Below are 16,353 nucleotides of genomic sequence, written 5' to 3' on the forward strand. Positions count from 1 at the left end.
TGAGGTGTTATTATGGTAAATCAGGAAAAACAAACAAATTTCAAAAAGCTGCAAGATCTCCTTCATGAATTACCCTGGTATGTTGAAGAATATATCAATCACAAATTACGAAAACTTTCTACTGCATCGTTATTTAATTACTGTCATGATTATAAGATTTTCTTCAATTGGATGATTAGCGAACAATTATGGAACGGCACTGTTAAGGAAATTCCCCTAGAACGTTTGGAGCAAATGACTGTCATAGAGGTTGAAGGATTTTTAAATTTTCTTCATTATCAATTAAACAATAAGGAATTAACCGTTAATCGTAAGCTATCAGCATTGAAATCGCTGTTTAATTACCTGCAGAATATTGCTGAAACCCCTGATTTAAAGCCTTATATTAACCGTAATGTGATGGCGAAAATTGAATTTAATGAAGTGAAAGACAGTATGGAAACGAAGGCTAATAAAATGGAAGGCAAAATTCTGCTTGGTGATGAGTACGAAAAATTTCGCTTTTTTGTGGCCAATGATTATGGTGAATTGAATAAGGATCATAAAAAAATCTATAATTTTTATCAAATAAACAAAGAACGTGATACTGCAATTGTCTCGTTAATCTTAGGTTCTGGGCTGCGGCTTTCGGAGTTAGTTGGTATTGATTTAGATGATGTTGATTTTAGCAAGTATTGTGTAAGAGTGATTCGCAAAGGAAATAAAGAACAATTCGTTTACTTCAGCCAAGTGGCGATGGCAGATTTGCAGGAATATCTAACTATTCGAACTGCTAAGTATCAGGTTGATAAGACTAATAAGGCGTTATTTATTTCAGCTTCAGTGGGTCCTAAAGGTAAATCCCGGAGACTTACCGCACGTTCCGTTGAAAAACTAATTGAAAAATATGCTGCGGCCTTTGGCAAACCGTCATTATCAGTACATAAGCTGCGTCATTCATTTGCAACCAGATACCATGCTGAAATAAATGACGTGCCAAAATTAAGACGGCAATTAGGTCATTCCTCGATCCAAACGACCATGATTTATACGCATATTAAGAATGATGATTTAAAAATTGCGGTTGATAAGATGGATATGCCAAAGGAACAAATAGAATAATAGCTGCCATTGTTGTGGCAGCTTTTTTGATTTTTTAGTTTACATAATATAATTATAATAAACCAAATTAAATTTATCTCAAAATCCAAGTATACTTAAGAAAATGAGACAGAATAAAAATTTTCACTTTTTAACAACCTCATTTCTATAAATATTAAGTCGGTTTCTACAAATTGATACATGATTTCCTTAAACAAAAAACCCTTCACAAATATTGATATATCAATATTTGTGAAGGGTTTTATCGTTTGTACTTTTGCTTACTTTAATATTCACCTTTAATGACAAAAAACGAGCCCCGAATGGTTCCAGCCAGCTTCGACTTCTGCCTAGCAAACTTAAACTTCGCTTCTAACTCCTTTGGTATCTCCATCCCCTCAGAAAGCTTAAAACCAACCGCCCGCTTCTTAGGGTCATCAACCGTATACATGACGTTGACCGAAAGACCATCCTCATAAAATACGTAGGCCATTTTGATATTTTCCACTTGAAAACGCGACGTTTCTAAAGGTTTGGCCGCAAACTCAATATCACGTTCTTTCAAAATTCGGTTCACATAATCAAGGGTCTCGCAGGACTCGCTAGCTGGTACAACTGTAAATTCATGCTTGTATTTGTTCATAAAGTAACGTGCTTCATTCGCACGTAAACCAGCAAGCGCTTCTACTACAGGTGAAGACTCTAAACCAACCGCAGACACATTTTTAAAATCAACGATATTTGACATTTCCATCTCCCCTTTTATCTCTTTATTTCCTAACAACAGGAATCCACATTTCACCAAAAACTAAGCCGTTTCGCTGCCCCATCTCAACCGTTGCATTTGGGGCACCAACATAGGCAAAATTCTTTGCTTCCGGCAAGACTTGACCAAAGGCTATGCCAGCAAGCTTATTATTCAATTCATCAGCCGTCTTCCCTTCCCCTTTAACAACTAGGTATTCCCCCTTAGGGAATTGGATAACTCTGTCTACTTCTGGTGCCGATACCTCTGACATGACCCCAGCATAATGCATCATCTTGTTATTCACCGCTTCGTTCACGGCAAAAATGTAGTCATTTGTAGCTTTGGATTTTAAAGCGTCAAGCCTTCCATCTTCGCTGACGGCCTGCCAAAAGTCTGACTTTTCCTTGTTTAAGCCAGCAAAGTCTGTGTAATGGCTCTTAAGCTCAGTTCCAAACCCTAAAACGGTAAAGCTGTCTTTTTCCTCTAATGTAAAGTCTGCCATATTCAAAACCTTCCTCTTTTTTAAATTTATCAAATGACTTGCGTTCTTCACTTGATAGTTATATCATAGCCTTAAATCATGTCAAAAAATGATACTGTTTAGGAGTCCTGATGAAAAAAGTTGAACGGATTAATATCATTATGCGGTATATCAACAACCGCGCCCACTTTACCATTTCTGAAATCATGCAAGAATTTAACATTTCTCGTTCCACAGCAATTAGAGATGTCAGAGAAATTGAGGCCATGGGGATGCCGCTTGTCGCTGAAGTTGGGAGGGATGGGGGCTACTTTGTCATGCACAATTCTGTCCTGCCCGATGTTCGCTTTACCGATAATGAGGTCAAAGCTCTTTTTATTGCCTTTATGGCCACAAGAAATCAACAACTCCCCTATCTAAAGAGTCGTCAGTCTTTAGCTGAAAAATTACTAGGCCTCATCTCAAAAAACCAGCAAGATGACCTTGTTCTTTTAAATCAAATCTTGCTATTTGAAGGTACCAACCCTCATAATCCCGACCTGCTCGATCTGTCAGACCTCCCCCATCCCATGTTAGAAAAACTAATCCAAATCCTTCTTCTGGATAACTATTTATTGATTACCATCAATGAAGAGAATGTAATAAAGTCTTATCCAATTTATCTCTTGCACCTTTATCGTGAGAAAAGTCTTTGGATGATTGAAGGGTTTAACTTAAAGGAAGAAAAGAAGCAAATTTTTCCTGTGGACGATCTTACCAATGTCAAACCCTACCCGACGAAAAAAAGATTAAGTAAGAAAAGAATTTTAGAAAAACTAAGTAAGCAGGAAGAAGTAATCAACCTTGTCATTGAACTTGGTCCAAAAGCGATTGCCCAGTTCAGAAAATACCATCCTTTAAATGTTTCCATTTCCTATACGAATCCATACCAAGCCACAGCCATTCTAAAGACTTTTATCAATGTTAATAAGCCCGAAGAATTGACCGAAATAACAAATTGGCTCCTTTTTCTAGGTGGGGATATTAAGGTCAGGGAAATGCCAGAAGAAATCTTAGAAGGTTTACAAGATAGATTAGGCTTATACTGCCAATAAGCATAATCTTATCTTTATTGATGTATATTCACTTATTAAAATCAATTATTTATGATAAATAAACCTTTCCCCAGGAACCATCATATGAAATTTTTGGTTAGGATAGGTATGAAATAAATAATCGACAAAATAGGCAGGATTCTCGCGGTTATTCGGAAACATATCATAATGAATCGGAACAACAAGGTCTATCCCAACCGCTGCAGAAAAGTCTGCTGCTTCTCTGGAATTCATGTTTCCGATAATACCACGTGAAGTTCTAAAATAGTCTGCCCCATTTATTGGCAAGAAAGCCACATGTGTTCTGAACTCTTTTACTTTTTCGATCAGTTCAGGTGTAACTAGTGTATCCCCGCTGTGAAATAGACGAATTCCGTTTACTTCTATCAAGTAGCCTAAAAAAACATGATTTCCTAAAGAATCCGTTTCATAATCCGTATGTGCGGCAGGAATAGGTGTTACCATAAATCCTTTAATCATAAACGATTCACCAATTTTGGCTGAATGGACATAATTATTTTTCACCTGTTCTTGAACTAACGAGACTTGCGGCGCAGGGATTCCAAAAAAGGAATCGGATACTCTTGCAATCTCTTTAATACTTGATAAATCTAAAGGATCATCGTGTCCGTGAGTAACTAATACACCGTCTAAGTCATGGAGCATTCCCGGATCAATAACTGGTGGAAAAGCTCTTTTAAATTCAGTTTCGGGATTCATTTCTTCAATTCTTCTAGTTAAATAAGGATCAATGCAAATGAGCCCATCCTCTTCTGTTCCTTTTAAGAGAACACCCGCTTGCCCTAAATTCCAAAAGGAAACAGACTCTCCCAAAATTTTTGTTCGCCTAACCTCATTCATTAATTCTTCGCCACTTTTATAAATTGCTGTCATAGATTCCACCTGTTTCTCATAATTAGATTAGCACTAAAAATATGTACTCTTTCGCTATTCTTGACGAACTTAAACGCTTCGAACATCTCTTTTATTCTCACCGGAAATTCGGATGACTTCGTAGGTTTTCTTCTATTAATTTCTATGCAAAATAGAATTCCCCTTCCGCCAGACAAAAATTAACGTAACAGGACGAACTTTTAACCTATACTGTTTCGCGCGACCTTGTATTCTAGTAGATTCAGCAACCAAATAAACAAAAATGGCGCTTGATTCCTTCAGAAAAATACTGTCAAGGTCAAACCCCATTTTGGTTATTCTCCAAGCAATAAAAGCCGGTCATCAAGTATAAAGGCTACCATAATAGCCTGCTTGATTCACTGCTTTCACTAAGAAAGCGATATATGGGTCTAATTCCAGCGTATTAACCTTTAACCCATTACTTATGAAAATTAAGCAATTATGATATTAACATAAGAAATTTTTATATTTTATAAAATATGTTTATCTACCTAGATTAAAAAATGAATTTTGACACAGTTCTGAAATTTATTATGCTATAATAGGTGGTACGGATAACATATTAGGCTCGCACATTCATTACGGAGAAGAGTTGATGTCATGTTAGATGAAAAAAGTGTTATACCACTCTATTATCAATTAAAGGAAATCATTAAAGAAAAAATAAAAGATGGCTCCTGGAAAGAAGGAGAAAAAGTTCCCTCTGAAAGAGAGCTTATGGAGCAATATAATATCAGCCGCGCTACAGCAAGGAAAGCACTCAATGACCTCTTATTTGAAGGATTAATCGAAAAAAAACAAGGGGTAGGAACCTTCGTAGCGAAAAGAAAAGTTTTACAAGATTTAACGGGTGAATTAGCCTATGCCCATCAAGTCAGGGCTCAGGGATTAGTCCCTGGCTTAAAAGTGATTTTTTCAGGAACCGATAAAAATATTCCTAAGCGGATATTAAACACGTTCCAGTTAAACAACTCTGAACAAATATTTAAATATAGTGGTGTTCTTTTCGCAGATAATCAACCTCTGATTTTAGCAACAACCTGCATCCCTTTTGCATTAGTTCCAAATATAATAGAAAAAAATTTAGAAAAATTAATTTTATTTGATTACTTAAAAAATGAATGCAATATAAATATCTCGCATTCTACAGTTGATATCGAGCCAATCATTTTAAATGATTTTGAAGCAAATCATTTAAATACGGATATGGGGAAACCAGCTTTATCCGTTGAACGAATTATTTTTGAAGATAGTAAAGCTGTAGTAATATCCAAACACATCATGCTCGGTGAAAGATGTAAATACTTCTTTACTATCAAACAGAATGGTAATAATGAGCCTGACTTAAATATAGATTTTAAGTTTAATATTAACCCTGCCTGAAAAGTTTAAAAGCTCTTTACAAGGAAATCAACATTCCCTTGCAAAGAGCTTTTTGTATAGCTAATAGTTAATTTATTTCCTTTAAAATTACTTTTGAGGCATTATTATAGATGTTCTTCCGCATATAATTATCATCTATTTCAGAAAGTTGAGCCACTATTTCTGATTTTAGTCCTTTAGCTTCCCTTAGCAATTTACCTTCAGATTCAATAATGACATCTAACAGATGGAGAGCAAGCTGGTGCTTGTTTACCCGTACCAATTCTTTTGACCGATTCAAGACCTTTTCTTCATCTGCTATCAAACTGTTAATTTCGGCAGCAACAGTTTGGCTCTTTTCCGGATAGAGATTGGTAGGATTCCCATCATACCAACCAGTGTACCGGCGGTATGTCCCTCTGATGGCAAAATCCAGACATCCATAGAACTGGGCTAAATAAGGGCTCTCTTGCAAATGGGCTGGCAGAACCGATTCTTCAAGAATATCGTCCAAAGATTTCCCTTCATTTAAGCCATTTACAACACTCTCATGGACAAACTCCATTGATTCCTTGATGGCCAATGTCTGGTCGTCAAATACCTTAGGGTCATCAATATACGGTCCATGGCCTGGGAATGTAAGCTTAGGTTTCAATCCCCGGATTTTATCCATCATCTGCGCCCATTCTTTTGCATACCGCCTATCTTTCGCAGGATTCCCGACATTTGGAAATGAACGTATGATAAAATCCCCAGTAAACACTACATCGTCTTCCGGAACATGAATAATCGTTTGATCGTCAGTCTCGCCTTTCCCATGCATCAAGTTAAAAGTTTTACCTCCCAACGAAAAAACATATTCATGATCATAAACAATATCCGGAAATAAAAACTTCTCCCATAATTGATGATGCCTAAAATTAGTGGCAAATTGCCGCTCATTTATTAAATTATGAAACGCACTTAATTCTTCATATTTATTTAACCTTGCATTAACGTTCCGATGTGCGATAATTTGAGCTCCTTCCCTCTTAAAAACACGGGCCCCTCCTACATGATCGCCATGACCATGGGTATAAACCAAATACCTAATAGGCTGATCTGTCACTTCTTTGATTTTGGTTACAATACTTTCAGCCTGCATGGGACTAATGGTGCTATCAATGACGACTACCCCCTCATTAGTGACAACGATACCGACATTCCCAAATGCCTTCACAAAAAAATACTCACCTGTCACTTTTTGAAAATCAATATCCGTAGTTTTTGCGGCATAATTATTCATATCATTCTGTAAACTTGATATACTCATTTCCATTCACCTCAATAGTTTATTTCACTTCTACTACCATTCTTTGGGCCAGCTGTTTATAGATGTTTCTCATTATAAAATTATCATTGGTTTCAGAAAGCTTTTTGGTCAAATCGGCTTTTAATTGCAGGGCTTCGGAATCGTCAGCTCCGTATACAAGCAGATCTATCAAATGAATGGCCATTTGATAGTCACCTTTATCCCGAAGCACTTTACACTTTTCCAGTATTAAATGAGGATCTGAAACGAAAGAAAGAATTTCTTTCGCTACTTCGGTTTGTTTTGCAGGCTGCAGATTGGTTGGATTTCCATCAAACCAGCCAGAATATCGACGGTAGGTTCCTTTAATGGCAAACATTAAACAGCCATAGTGAGGTTGTATATATTCGCTTTTTTCCAAACGCTCTGGAAGTTTAATAGCTTCTATCATCTCTTCCACAGAAACTCCTTTATTCATATAATGAATCACTTCATTATGGATAAAGCGCAAACAATCAATGACATCCTGTAGGGCAGTCTGAATCCTGGCTTTATTATCAAAATGCTCACCATGTCCTGGGATTAAATATTCCGGACGCTTTTGTTTGATTTTTTCCAAAGCCTCAGCCCATTCCCGTTCAAAGCGGACCTCCTTTAAAGGATTCCCGATATTAGGGAATGACCAAATGAAGAAGTCGCCTGAATAGACCACCTTATCTTCTGGAATATAGACAAAACAGTGGTCATCTGTTTCACCTTTCCCGTGAACAATTTGAAACGTCTTGTCCCCAAGCGAAAACACATACTCGGAATGAAAATTAATATCTGGATAAGAAAAATCGTAGCTTTTGGCAGAAGTTGTTTTGTTATCAAATTGCACGGAGCCAATCCGTTGCCGATGTTCTTTTAACAGTTCGTATTTTCTAAATCTCTCATTGATATTTTCATGTGCGATAACAATTGTTCCCTGTTCTTTAAATACACTGGCGGAATTAACGTGGTCCATATGGCCATGTGTATATATAATGTAGCGAATCGGCAGGTCAGTCCGTTCCCGAATCTGTTGATAGATATTTTCCGCGAAATCTTTGTTAATACCCGTATCAATGAGGACCACACCTTCAGAGGTAAGGACAACGCCCACATTCCCAAATCCCGGTGCATAAAATATGTCCTTTTTTAATTCAATTAATCGAACATGATTTGTACTGTTTTCAAAAACCTGATTCATTTGTGTGTCCAGCATACTTAACCCATTTCTTGCCATTTCCATCCTCCTTCATTCACTCTAGATTAGATGGCATGAAGCCTGGTGCTCATGCACAATTTCATTTAATACAGGAATACTTTGATTACAGGAATCCAATCTTACTGGGCATCTTGAATAAAATGGACAGCCCTTTGGCGGATTTTTAGGACTTGGTATATCACCCTCTAAAGTCACTCTATTTTTCATTTTCTTTAATTTCGGATCAGCAATAGGGACGGATCCTAACAATGCCTTCGTATATGGATGCTGGGGATTATTAAATATTTGTTCCTTACTGCCGATTTCAACAATTTTCCCCAAGTACATAACCGCAACACGATCACTGATATGTTCTACGACACTTAAATCATGGGAGATGAAAATATACGTAAGTTTAAGCCTTTTCTGCAGTGACTTTAATAAATTTAAAATTTGTGATTGAATCGAGACATCCAGTGCAGAAACAGGCTCATCACATATAATGAGCTGCGGTTCAAGTGCTAGAGCCCTTGCAATTCCGATTCTTTGCCGTTGTCCTCCGGAAAATTCATGGGGATAACGGTATAAATGATGGACATCCATCCCCACTAATCTCAGGAGCTCGATCACTTTTTCTTCAATTTCGTATTTTGATAGATTGGTATTAATAGCAAAAGGTTCACTCAAAATCTTATTAATGGTATGTCTTGGGTTTAGTGAACTGTATGGGTCTTGGAAGATAACCTGAATATTTTTTCTGTATCCGCTCATCTCCTTTCTTTTCATGTCTAAGACATTTTTATTTTCAAAAACAATTTCACCCGAAGTAGGTTCGATTAACCTTAATAAAGACATTCCAGTTGTACTTTTTCCACAGCCTGATTCACCAACGATGCTGAAGGTTTCCCCTTTTCTCACTTGGAAGGAAACACCATCCACCGCTTTTACGACACCATCAGTTTTACCTAAGAAATTACCTTTCATCGGGTAGTATTTCGTTAAATTTTTTACATCGATTAGCACTTCTTCCTTTACATCTGGTGCCAACAGCGAACCCTCCTTCCTTCGCCTACATCCACTAACTGTGGTTCATATTCCCGGCATTCTATGGCTGCCACGGTACAGCGCGGATGAAATCGGCATCCATTAGGCATGCTGTCAAAGTCGGGAACGGCTCCCTCAATCGAATATAATTCCTTCTTTCCGCTGCCCAATTTCGGAACAGATAGCATTAGGGCTTTTGTATAGGGATGTTTAGGATTGTCAAACAGTTCTTCTACCGGAGCTTCTTCAATCACTTGCCCGGCATACATGACAACCGCCTTTTGACAGGTTTCAGCGACCACTCCTAAATCATGGGTAATCATAATGACCGTCATGTGAAGCTTTTGCTGAAGTTCATACAAAAGGTCTATTATTTGTGCTTGGATGGTGACATCTAAGGCTGTAGTTGGCTCATCAGCAATTAATACTTTGGGATTGCAAGCGAGAGCCATCGCAATCATGACACGCTGCCTCATTCCCCCGGAAAGTTCATGGGGGTAAGCCTTAAGTTTATCTTCCGCATCTGGAATCTTAACTTGTTTAAGAACTTCGATCGAATTTTGTTTAATCTCTTTTGCGGTAAGATTTGTATGATATTTAAAAACCTCTGCCAATTGATTTCCAATCGTAAAAGAAGGATTTAACGATGTCATCGGTTCTTGGAATATCATCGATATTTCTTTTCCTCGAATCTTATTAATCTCTTTGATGGACATTTTTGTAATATCTTTTCCATTATAGAAAATGCTGCCTGACCCGACTTCCATCGCCTTTGGAAGTAACCCCATAATAGACAAAGCCGTCATGCTTTTCCCGCAGCCGCTTTCTCCTACAAATGCCACAAATTCCCCTTTATCAATAGAAAAACTGACATTTTCCAATATAGTATTAAAGCCCTCTTTGCTTTTTCTACCAACCTGTAAATCTTTAATTTCCAAAACCTTACTCATCTTCTTCACCTCCTACTTCCTCTGGCGTTTAATATGGGGATCAAAAGCATCGCGAATGGCATCACCCAAAATATTAAACGCAATCGATACGATTAGTAACGCCAACCCAGGATAAAGCACTAAACCCGGGGTAGAGGTAATATATTTAAAACCTTCCTGAATCATATTTCCCCAAGTAGGTGTAGGAGGCTGAACACCTACTCCTAGAAAGCTCAAACTCGCCTCAATTCGAATGGCAGATGACATGTGCAGGGTGGATATAACTAAGAGGGGGCCTAAAATATTAGGAAAAATATGCTGTAGAATCACTCGAAAATTCCCTGCCCCTAGTGATATCGCAGCTTTTATATACTCCCTCTCTTTGACTTCCAGTGCGGATGCCCTTGCCATCCTGGCTACACCAGGAATTAAGCCAATGCTAATGACAACGATTAAAGTTGTCATACTTGATCCCAAGGCGACAAGAACCATTAGGCCAAATAATAAAAGCGGAATCATCATAATAGACTCGAGGATTCTCATTAAAACATCGTCCAGCCAGCCTCCCTTGTAGGCAGCAACCATCCCGAGCAATCCTCCAATAACAGTGCTGACAGCAACTGAAGCAAATCCAACAAATAAAGAGGTTTGTGATCCCAAAATGACACGACTTAATATATCCCTCCCTAGAGGATCCGTTCCGAGCCAATGTTCTCCAGAGATTCCCTTTGCCCGATTAGCGACATTCTGAGCCAGCGGGTCATGGGGCATGATAAATGGTGCGGTAATGGCTACCAATAGCATGATGACTAATATCACCAGTCCTGCCATTCCTAATTTGTTTTTCTTTAATGCAGCCCATTCTGCTGATTTGACTCGTTTTTTTACAGGAATTTCTATAGGCGGCAATTCCGAAATTAATTTAGGCTCTGTATCTTGTCGTAATGGTTGTACCAATCAGCATCTCTCCTTTCCTAAATAATGTTTATCGCGGCCTTATTTTTGGATTAACAAACGAGTAACTAACATCAACGATTAAATTAACAAATATAACCAATAGGGCGAACAGGATTAGGCAACCTTGTAGAATGGTAAAATCCCTTGTAGCTATCGCTCCGACCGCTAGACTTCCCAATCCCGGCCGGCTAAAAATGGTTTCTGTAATGACAGCACCACTGATCAAGGCAGTAATATCAATACCAATGACGGTAATGACTGGGATAAGACTATTTCGTAAGGCATGTTTAAAAATAACTAATTTGGTTGGGATTCCTTTGGCACGAGCAGTCCTGATATAATCTTGGTTAATTTCCTCCAGCATACTGGCACGGGAAAATCTCATCATAACTCCCGACAGGATTAAACCTAATGTAAATGCCGGCAGAATCAGGTGTAAGATACCATCCCCAAGACCTTCACCGGTTCCCATCGAAGGGAAAATATTTAATTTAAGTGACAACGTTAAAATCAATATAATACCTAGTAAAAATGGGGGTGAAGATAACCAAATCATTGAAAAAATTCTCACAATAGTATCTATTAATGAATTAGGTTTTAATGCTGAAAGGATCCCTACAGGAATACCAATGACGCAGCCAAGGATAATGCTGGTAATGGATAGAGTCAGAGTGGGAGTGAAATTGTCTGCAATAAGTTTGATAACTGGAGTTCCCGACGCAATCGAATCTCCCAAATTCCCTCTTAAAATATCACCTAAGTAGTGTAAATATTGCTGCCAAACAGGCAAATTCAATCCCATTTGTGCACGTAAATTATCCAAAGCCTCATGGCTGGCATTTTCCCCCAAAATAACTTCCGCGGGGTCGCCAGGCAGGACTCTAAGTGCGAAAAAGATAATGGTTAATGTAATAAAAACAGTTGGAATCGCTACCAATAATCGCCGAACTAAAAACTTCAACAAAACTATCACCCCTTTTTATGTAAGGTAGAGAGAGGGGGGCAGGAAACGTCTCCCCTTTCCCAACAAAGAACTTACTTTAGGTCAGTTGTTTCATAAATAGGATAGGAATAAACGAATGTACCTTTAAAATCATATCCGAGATTTACTTCTGCTCTTCGGAACAAGATACTCTTAGTCTCAATTAATGGAATGACAGAATAATTATCCATGATTTGTTTTTGAATTTCTGCGAACATTTCTTTTGCTTTTGCAGGATCCATTTCCTGCACTGCCTGGTTAATTAAACTATCGGATTTGTTATACTTAGAAAAGTTTGTTTTCCCTATGGAATTACTACTGAAGAAGTAATTAATCGGGAATGAAGCAGACGGCTTGAAATTCTTCGTATAAAGACTAATATTGTTCAGACCTTTACGGATATTAGCCTGATAGGTAGGAATATCTGCCTGCTTTAATTCCATTTTGATTCCCACCTGTCTTAATTCTTCTTGAATAAAGGTCATCATATTAAGATAAACTGGGCGGGTATTGACAAAGTTCGGCGGCAGCGTCAATCCATTCGGATAACCGGCCTCTTTTAATAATTGTTTTGATAATTCTGGATCATACTTATAAACTCCTAAATCTACATGTCCCTCCATATTACTTGCTAAAGGACCTGATCCTAATTGGGCAACACCTTTGCCATAAACTTCCTTTACATATTTCTTCATATCGATGGCATGGGCAATCGCTTCTCGGACTCGAATATCATTTAGTGGTTTAATGGTCGAATCTAAGTGAAGGAGCCAATTAAGCGGCGGATCAGGTAAATCAATGTTAAATTCCTTTTTACTCTTCATTTTATCTAACCATAGCTGATCTCCACTTCCGGTTGCCATTTGAATCTCGCCTTTTTCCATGGCAATATCCACTGCATTTTGATCCGTCATCGTAATAAATTCAATTCCATCCAGCTTAGGTTCACCGCGGAAATAATCTTTATTTTTTTCCAGGACAACTTTTTCATTAAGCTTATATTCTTTTAACATAAATGGCCCAGTACCAACCGGCTTTACCATTGAATCTTTACCAGCCGCCTCGATAGCCTCTTTCTTAACGATGGCCCCAACTGAATCATCCACAAGCAACCGTTGCAGGAAAACAGGGTCAGGACGATTTAACTGGAACACGACTGTATATTTATCAGGCGCTTGCACTTCTTTAATGATTTTTAAATCTTCTAGAGCCGGTGAACCAGTGTTTGGATCCAGTAATCTGTCATAGGTCCACTTTACATCTGCAGATGTAAATTCTCCGTATCCAAATTGCCATTGTACACCTTTGCGAAGATGAAACTTCCAAGTCGTTCCGTCGGAGCTGGTTTCCCATTTTTCAGCCAAATCTCCTTCGATATCATTTACGGAGAGTGTTCCGGGTTTAAATCGAACTAGTCCATTGTAGATTGTTTGATTGACAGTAAGGTCAGGTGCAGAAGCGGCAAAAGCTGGGTCTAATCGGGTAGCGTTGCCGGGCATTGCTACCTTTAACACTTTTACTTTGTCTGCTGTTTTTCCACTATCACCACTATTACTTGTTTTCTTAGATGTTTGGCTGGATGACGAGCAGCCCGTTAAAACTAGAATGACACTCAAAATTAGAGCCAGACTCAAGTTTAACCATTTTGATGATTTCATCGGAACTCCCACTCCCTCGTAATTTATATAATTTAAGTTTCGGAAATTTCAGTTAGTTTACTGCATAATAGTTTTCTAATTTTTCCCGTAATGCCCTCTTTAGGAACTTTCCAACTGAGGTTTTAGGGATTTCGTCCATTATAATAACGTCATCTGGGATCCACCACTTAGCAAACTGTGGTTGAATAAACTCAATGATTTCCTCTTTTGTTACTTTATCTTTATAGTTTTCTTTTAAAACGACTACTGCAATTGGGCGTTCCTGCCATTTAGGATGCGGTACTGCCACAACTGCGGCTTCCATGACAGCATTATGAGCCATAATCGCATTTTCTAAATCGACAGAGGAGATCCACTCGCCACCACTTTTCACCAAATCCTTTGTTCGGTCCACAAGCTTGATGAACCCTTCTTCATCGATGGTGGCAATATCCCCTGTATGCAGCCATCCATCCCTTATCGCTTCTTTCGTTTTCTCCGGTTCTTTAAAATAGGAATCAGTAATCCACGGTCCGCGCAGGAGCAATTCGCCCATACTCTTTCCGTCCCATGGAACTTCACCATTCTCATCGATAATTTTCGTTTTCAATCCAGGCACCAATAGCCCCTGTTTCGCTTTTAGGTCCAACTTAAATTCATAAGGTAAATCCTGCTGATAACTTTTTAAGCGAGTGATAGTGACCAACGGGCTTGTTTCTGTCATCCCGTATCCTTGATAGAAAGGAATTTGATATTTTTCCTCGTAATCTCGAATCATACTTTTTGGAGCTGCTGATCCCCCATTAATCACCATCCGTAAGCTTGATGTATCATATGGATGAGAATCCAGTTCATTTAAAATTCCCAATAAAACAGTTGGTACAGCTGCTGTTAATGTCACCTTTTCAGATTGAATCAATTCCAAAAGAATTTTGGGAGTATAGTTTGGTCCTGGGAGTATTTGAGTGGTTCCAAGCATCATTGCCGAGAACGGAAGCCCCCATGCATTCACATGAAACATCGGAACGATGACAAGTGCCCGGTCTGTTTCTGAAATTCCCACTCCATCTGTCATACTTTGAGCCATACTGTGCAGGACAATGCTTCTATGAGTATAAAGAACACCCTTGGGGTATCCCGTCGTTGCCGAAGTATAACAAATTCCTGCAGGCTCATTTTCCTTAATATCTGTAGGGTACTGATAGTTTGGATCACCATTACATAGTAACTTCTCGTATAGAAACAACGGTTTTAGATCAGATATTGGAAGCTCTTCCTCATCTGTCATGACAATAATGGACTCAACAGTAGGAATTCGGTCCTTCACTCTTTCAATAAGGGGAAGGAAATCTTTGTCAACGAGCAAAACCTTATCCTCTGCATTGTTAATGATGTAGATCAAATGTTCTTCTGAAAGACGAAAATTGATCGTATGCAAAACGGCTCCCATGTTTGGAATCGCAAAATAAGCTTCTAAATGCCAGTGATGGTTCCACCCTATGGTTCCAACCGCATCACCTCTATTAACACCCAGCGTCTCTAAAGCACTTGACAATCTCCTGATTCGCTCGCCTATTTGTTGATAGGTAAATCGCTGTATGCCAGATGAAGTTCTAGAAACAACCGGTTTTTTGGCGAAATACTTTTCCGCTCTTTCAAGTAAAGAAATGGTAGTTAATTGGACATCCATCATTTCTTCATCAATCCCCTTGCGTCAGATATTTAGAAACTTCTAATGAATCGTTTTTTGCTGATTTTTTACTGTTTGGAAGTGTTCCTTTACTAATGGAACCACCTTCTGAGGTGCTTCAATATGAATAAAGTGACCAAGGCCTGGAATGACATGGACGGCTGCCTGTGGAAATTGTTGTTCACGAGTTTTATAGGCATACTCATAATGAATGTAGGGATCATTTTCTCCCCATAAAATCGTCACCGGACTTTTAACGGCAGACAGTTTTTGGTATGGTTCCAACAATTCAACATTGGCCGAACGGTACAAATCCAGAATGACTCTTCTTGACGCTTCCGTTTGATAAATAGAGTAGAAGTCTTCCAATATCGCTTCATCCACTGAAGGGACCTCTTTTCTCATATTGGCCAACCAGCGGTCTTTATCTGCCATACCCTCCATCACCTTTTCACCGACTCCAGGGGTCCGCCATTTCTTAGCAATCGGATGCCACCTATATCCTGGTATAAACGAGGTGTCACTAATAATAAGGCTTTCGATTTTTTCCATATTTTCACTTGCCCACCGCAACCCGATTAATCCGCCCCAATCATGGACAATGAGATGAACTTTTTCTAGTTTCAGCTCTTCTGTCAAACGGTTGATAAATGTCAGATAGTTTTGCCAGGAAGACACGGTTTGAAATCGATCACTTTGACCAAATCCAGGCAGGTCTGGAGCAATGGCACGGAATCCTTGTGAAACAATCTCTGGAATGAGATGTTTCCATAACATGCTTGATTCTGGTACACCGTGAATAAGCAGCACAGGCGGATCATCCTTGTTACCCTCATCTATATACTTAATAATCAGGTCATCGATCTTAATTGACTTTTTGGTAATCATGGTTCCCCCTTAATGAAATTAGTCAAA

At 38.6% G+C, this 16,353-nt stretch carries 15 protein-coding genes; 3 read left to right on the forward strand and 12 right to left on the reverse strand.

Annotated features, from left to right (window positions below; genetic code table 11):
* Nucleotides 1-12 precede the first annotated feature (12 nt).
* Nucleotides 13-1,101 carry a tyrosine recombinase XerS gene (gene xerS, locus AC59HZ_RS18200; protein ID WP_496547207.1) on the forward strand — a complete coding sequence of 363 codons (1,089 nt, stop codon included), beginning with the start codon at nucleotides 13-15 and terminating at the stop codon, nucleotides 1,099-1,101.
* 265 nt (nucleotides 1,102-1,366) lie between these two features.
* On the opposite strand, the gene AC59HZ_RS18205 is transcribed toward xerS, so the two are convergent.
* The gene (locus AC59HZ_RS18205) at nucleotides 1,367-1,828 is read right to left on the reverse strand and encodes a DUF8821 family protein (protein ID WP_496547208.1); all 462 of its coding nucleotides are present in this window, start codon (nucleotides 1,826-1,828) and stop codon (nucleotides 1,367-1,369) included.
* Nucleotides 1,829-1,850: 22 nt separating this feature from the next.
* Nucleotides 1,851-2,330 (reverse strand): GyrI-like domain-containing protein, encoded by a 480-nt coding sequence (locus tag AC59HZ_RS18210; RefSeq protein ID WP_496547209.1) that lies wholly within the window; start codon nucleotides 2,328-2,330, stop codon nucleotides 1,851-1,853.
* A 110-nt stretch (nucleotides 2,331-2,440) separates the two neighbouring features.
* On the opposite strand from AC59HZ_RS18210, the gene AC59HZ_RS18215 reads away from it, so the two are divergent.
* Nucleotides 2,441-3,403: a helix-turn-helix transcriptional regulator gene (locus AC59HZ_RS18215; protein WP_496547210.1), complete on the forward strand. Its 963-nt coding sequence runs from the start codon at nucleotides 2,441-2,443 to the stop codon at nucleotides 3,401-3,403.
* A gap of 45 nt (nucleotides 3,404-3,448) precedes the next feature.
* On the opposite strand, the gene AC59HZ_RS18220 is transcribed toward AC59HZ_RS18215, so the two are convergent.
* Nucleotides 3,449-4,297: an MBL fold metallo-hydrolase gene (locus AC59HZ_RS18220; protein WP_496547211.1), complete on the reverse strand. Its 849-nt coding sequence runs from the start codon at nucleotides 4,295-4,297 to the stop codon at nucleotides 3,449-3,451.
* A gap of 621 nt (nucleotides 4,298-4,918) precedes the next feature.
* On the opposite strand from AC59HZ_RS18220, the gene AC59HZ_RS18225 reads away from it, so the two are divergent.
* Nucleotides 4,919-5,701, forward strand: coding sequence for a GntR family transcriptional regulator (locus AC59HZ_RS18225; RefSeq protein WP_496547212.1), 783 nt, complete (start codon nucleotides 4,919-4,921; stop codon nucleotides 5,699-5,701).
* Nucleotides 5,702-5,768: 67 nt separating this feature from the next.
* On the opposite strand, the gene AC59HZ_RS18230 is transcribed toward AC59HZ_RS18225, so the two are convergent.
* The 9 genes from AC59HZ_RS18230 to AC59HZ_RS18270 all read right to left on the reverse strand — a co-directional run bounded on the left by AC59HZ_RS18230 (nucleotide 5,769) and on the right by AC59HZ_RS18270 (nucleotide 16,326).
* A complete protein-coding gene (locus AC59HZ_RS18230) occupies nucleotides 5,769-6,992 on the reverse strand; it encodes an alkyl sulfatase dimerization domain-containing protein (protein WP_496547213.1) in 1,224 nt (407 codons plus the stop codon).
* A gap of 19 nt (nucleotides 6,993-7,011) precedes the next feature.
* Nucleotides 7,012-8,238, reverse strand: coding sequence for an alkyl sulfatase dimerization domain-containing protein (locus AC59HZ_RS18235; protein ID WP_496547214.1), 1,227 nt, complete (start codon nucleotides 8,236-8,238; stop codon nucleotides 7,012-7,014).
* A gap of 21 nt (nucleotides 8,239-8,259) precedes the next feature.
* Complete coding sequence (locus AC59HZ_RS18240) at nucleotides 8,260-9,183, reverse strand: ABC transporter ATP-binding protein (protein ID WP_496547438.1); 924 nt, start codon at nucleotides 9,181-9,183, stop codon at nucleotides 8,260-8,262.
* Between the two features lie 47 nt (nucleotides 9,184-9,230).
* The gene (locus AC59HZ_RS18245; protein ID WP_496547215.1) at nucleotides 9,231-10,193 is read right to left on the reverse strand and encodes an ABC transporter ATP-binding protein; all 963 of its coding nucleotides are present in this window, start codon (nucleotides 10,191-10,193) and stop codon (nucleotides 9,231-9,233) included.
* A 12-nt stretch (nucleotides 10,194-10,205) separates the two neighbouring features.
* The gene (locus AC59HZ_RS18250; protein WP_496547216.1) at nucleotides 10,206-11,129 is read right to left on the reverse strand and encodes an ABC transporter permease; all 924 of its coding nucleotides are present in this window, start codon (nucleotides 11,127-11,129) and stop codon (nucleotides 10,206-10,208) included.
* A gap of 28 nt (nucleotides 11,130-11,157) precedes the next feature.
* Nucleotides 11,158-12,093, reverse strand: coding sequence for an ABC transporter permease (locus AC59HZ_RS18255; protein ID WP_496547217.1), 936 nt, complete (start codon nucleotides 12,091-12,093; stop codon nucleotides 11,158-11,160).
* Nucleotides 12,094-12,164: 71 nt separating this feature from the next.
* The gene (locus tag AC59HZ_RS18260) at nucleotides 12,165-13,769 is read right to left on the reverse strand and encodes an ABC transporter substrate-binding protein (RefSeq protein ID WP_496547218.1); all 1,605 of its coding nucleotides are present in this window, start codon (nucleotides 13,767-13,769) and stop codon (nucleotides 12,165-12,167) included.
* A gap of 52 nt (nucleotides 13,770-13,821) precedes the next feature.
* Nucleotides 13,822-15,441 carry a long-chain fatty acid--CoA ligase gene (locus AC59HZ_RS18265; protein ID WP_496547219.1) on the reverse strand — a complete coding sequence of 540 codons (1,620 nt, stop codon included), beginning with the start codon at nucleotides 15,439-15,441 and terminating at the stop codon, nucleotides 13,822-13,824.
* Between the two features lie 39 nt (nucleotides 15,442-15,480).
* Nucleotides 15,481-16,326 (reverse strand): alpha/beta fold hydrolase, encoded by an 846-nt coding sequence (locus AC59HZ_RS18270; RefSeq protein WP_496547220.1) that lies wholly within the window; start codon nucleotides 16,324-16,326, stop codon nucleotides 15,481-15,483.
* Nucleotides 16,327-16,353 lie beyond the last annotated feature (27 nt).

The organism is Neobacillus sp. DZ-9 (genome assembly GCF_059587065.1).

What these genes read in the sequence shown, in the direction of transcription:
- AC59HZ_RS18215 (WP_496547210.1), top strand. Translation starts at nt 2,441, where the DNA reads ATGAAAAAAGTTGAACGGATTAATATCATTATGCGGTATATCAACAAC.
- xerS (WP_496547207.1), top strand. Translation starts at nt 13, where the DNA reads ATGGTAAATCAGGAAAAACAAACAAATTTCAAAAAGCTGCAAGATCTC.
- AC59HZ_RS18265 (WP_496547219.1), bottom strand. Translation starts at nt 15,441, where the DNA reads ATGATGGATGTCCAATTAACTACCATTTCTTTACTTGAAAGAGCGGAA.
- AC59HZ_RS18225 (WP_496547212.1), top strand. Translation starts at nt 4,919, where the DNA reads ATGTTAGATGAAAAAAGTGTTATACCACTCTATTATCAATTAAAGGAA.
- AC59HZ_RS18210 (WP_496547209.1), bottom strand. Translation starts at nt 2,330, where the DNA reads ATGGCAGACTTTACATTAGAGGAAAAAGACAGCTTTACCGTTTTAGGG.
- AC59HZ_RS18240 (WP_496547438.1), bottom strand. Translation starts at nt 9,183, where the DNA reads ATGAAAGGTAATTTCTTAGGTAAAACTGATGGTGTCGTAAAAGCGGTG.
- AC59HZ_RS18245 (WP_496547215.1), bottom strand. Translation starts at nt 10,193, where the DNA reads ATGAGTAAGGTTTTGGAAATTAAAGATTTACAGGTTGGTAGAAAAAGC.
- AC59HZ_RS18270 (WP_496547220.1), bottom strand. Translation starts at nt 16,326, where the DNA reads ATGATTACCAAAAAGTCAATTAAGATCGATGACCTGATTATTAAGTAT.
- AC59HZ_RS18205 (WP_496547208.1), bottom strand. Translation starts at nt 1,828, where the DNA reads ATGTCAAATATCGTTGATTTTAAAAATGTGTCTGCGGTTGGTTTAGAG.
- AC59HZ_RS18260 (WP_496547218.1), bottom strand. Translation starts at nt 13,769, where the DNA reads ATGAAATCATCAAAATGGTTAAACTTGAGTCTGGCTCTAATTTTGAGT.
- AC59HZ_RS18235 (WP_496547214.1), bottom strand. Translation starts at nt 8,238, where the DNA reads ATGGCAAGAAATGGGTTAAGTATGCTGGACACACAAATGAATCAGGTT.
- AC59HZ_RS18220 (WP_496547211.1), bottom strand. Translation starts at nt 4,297, where the DNA reads ATGACAGCAATTTATAAAAGTGGCGAAGAATTAATGAATGAGGTTAGG.
- AC59HZ_RS18230 (WP_496547213.1), bottom strand. Translation starts at nt 6,992, where the DNA reads ATGAGTATATCAAGTTTACAGAATGATATGAATAATTATGCCGCAAAA.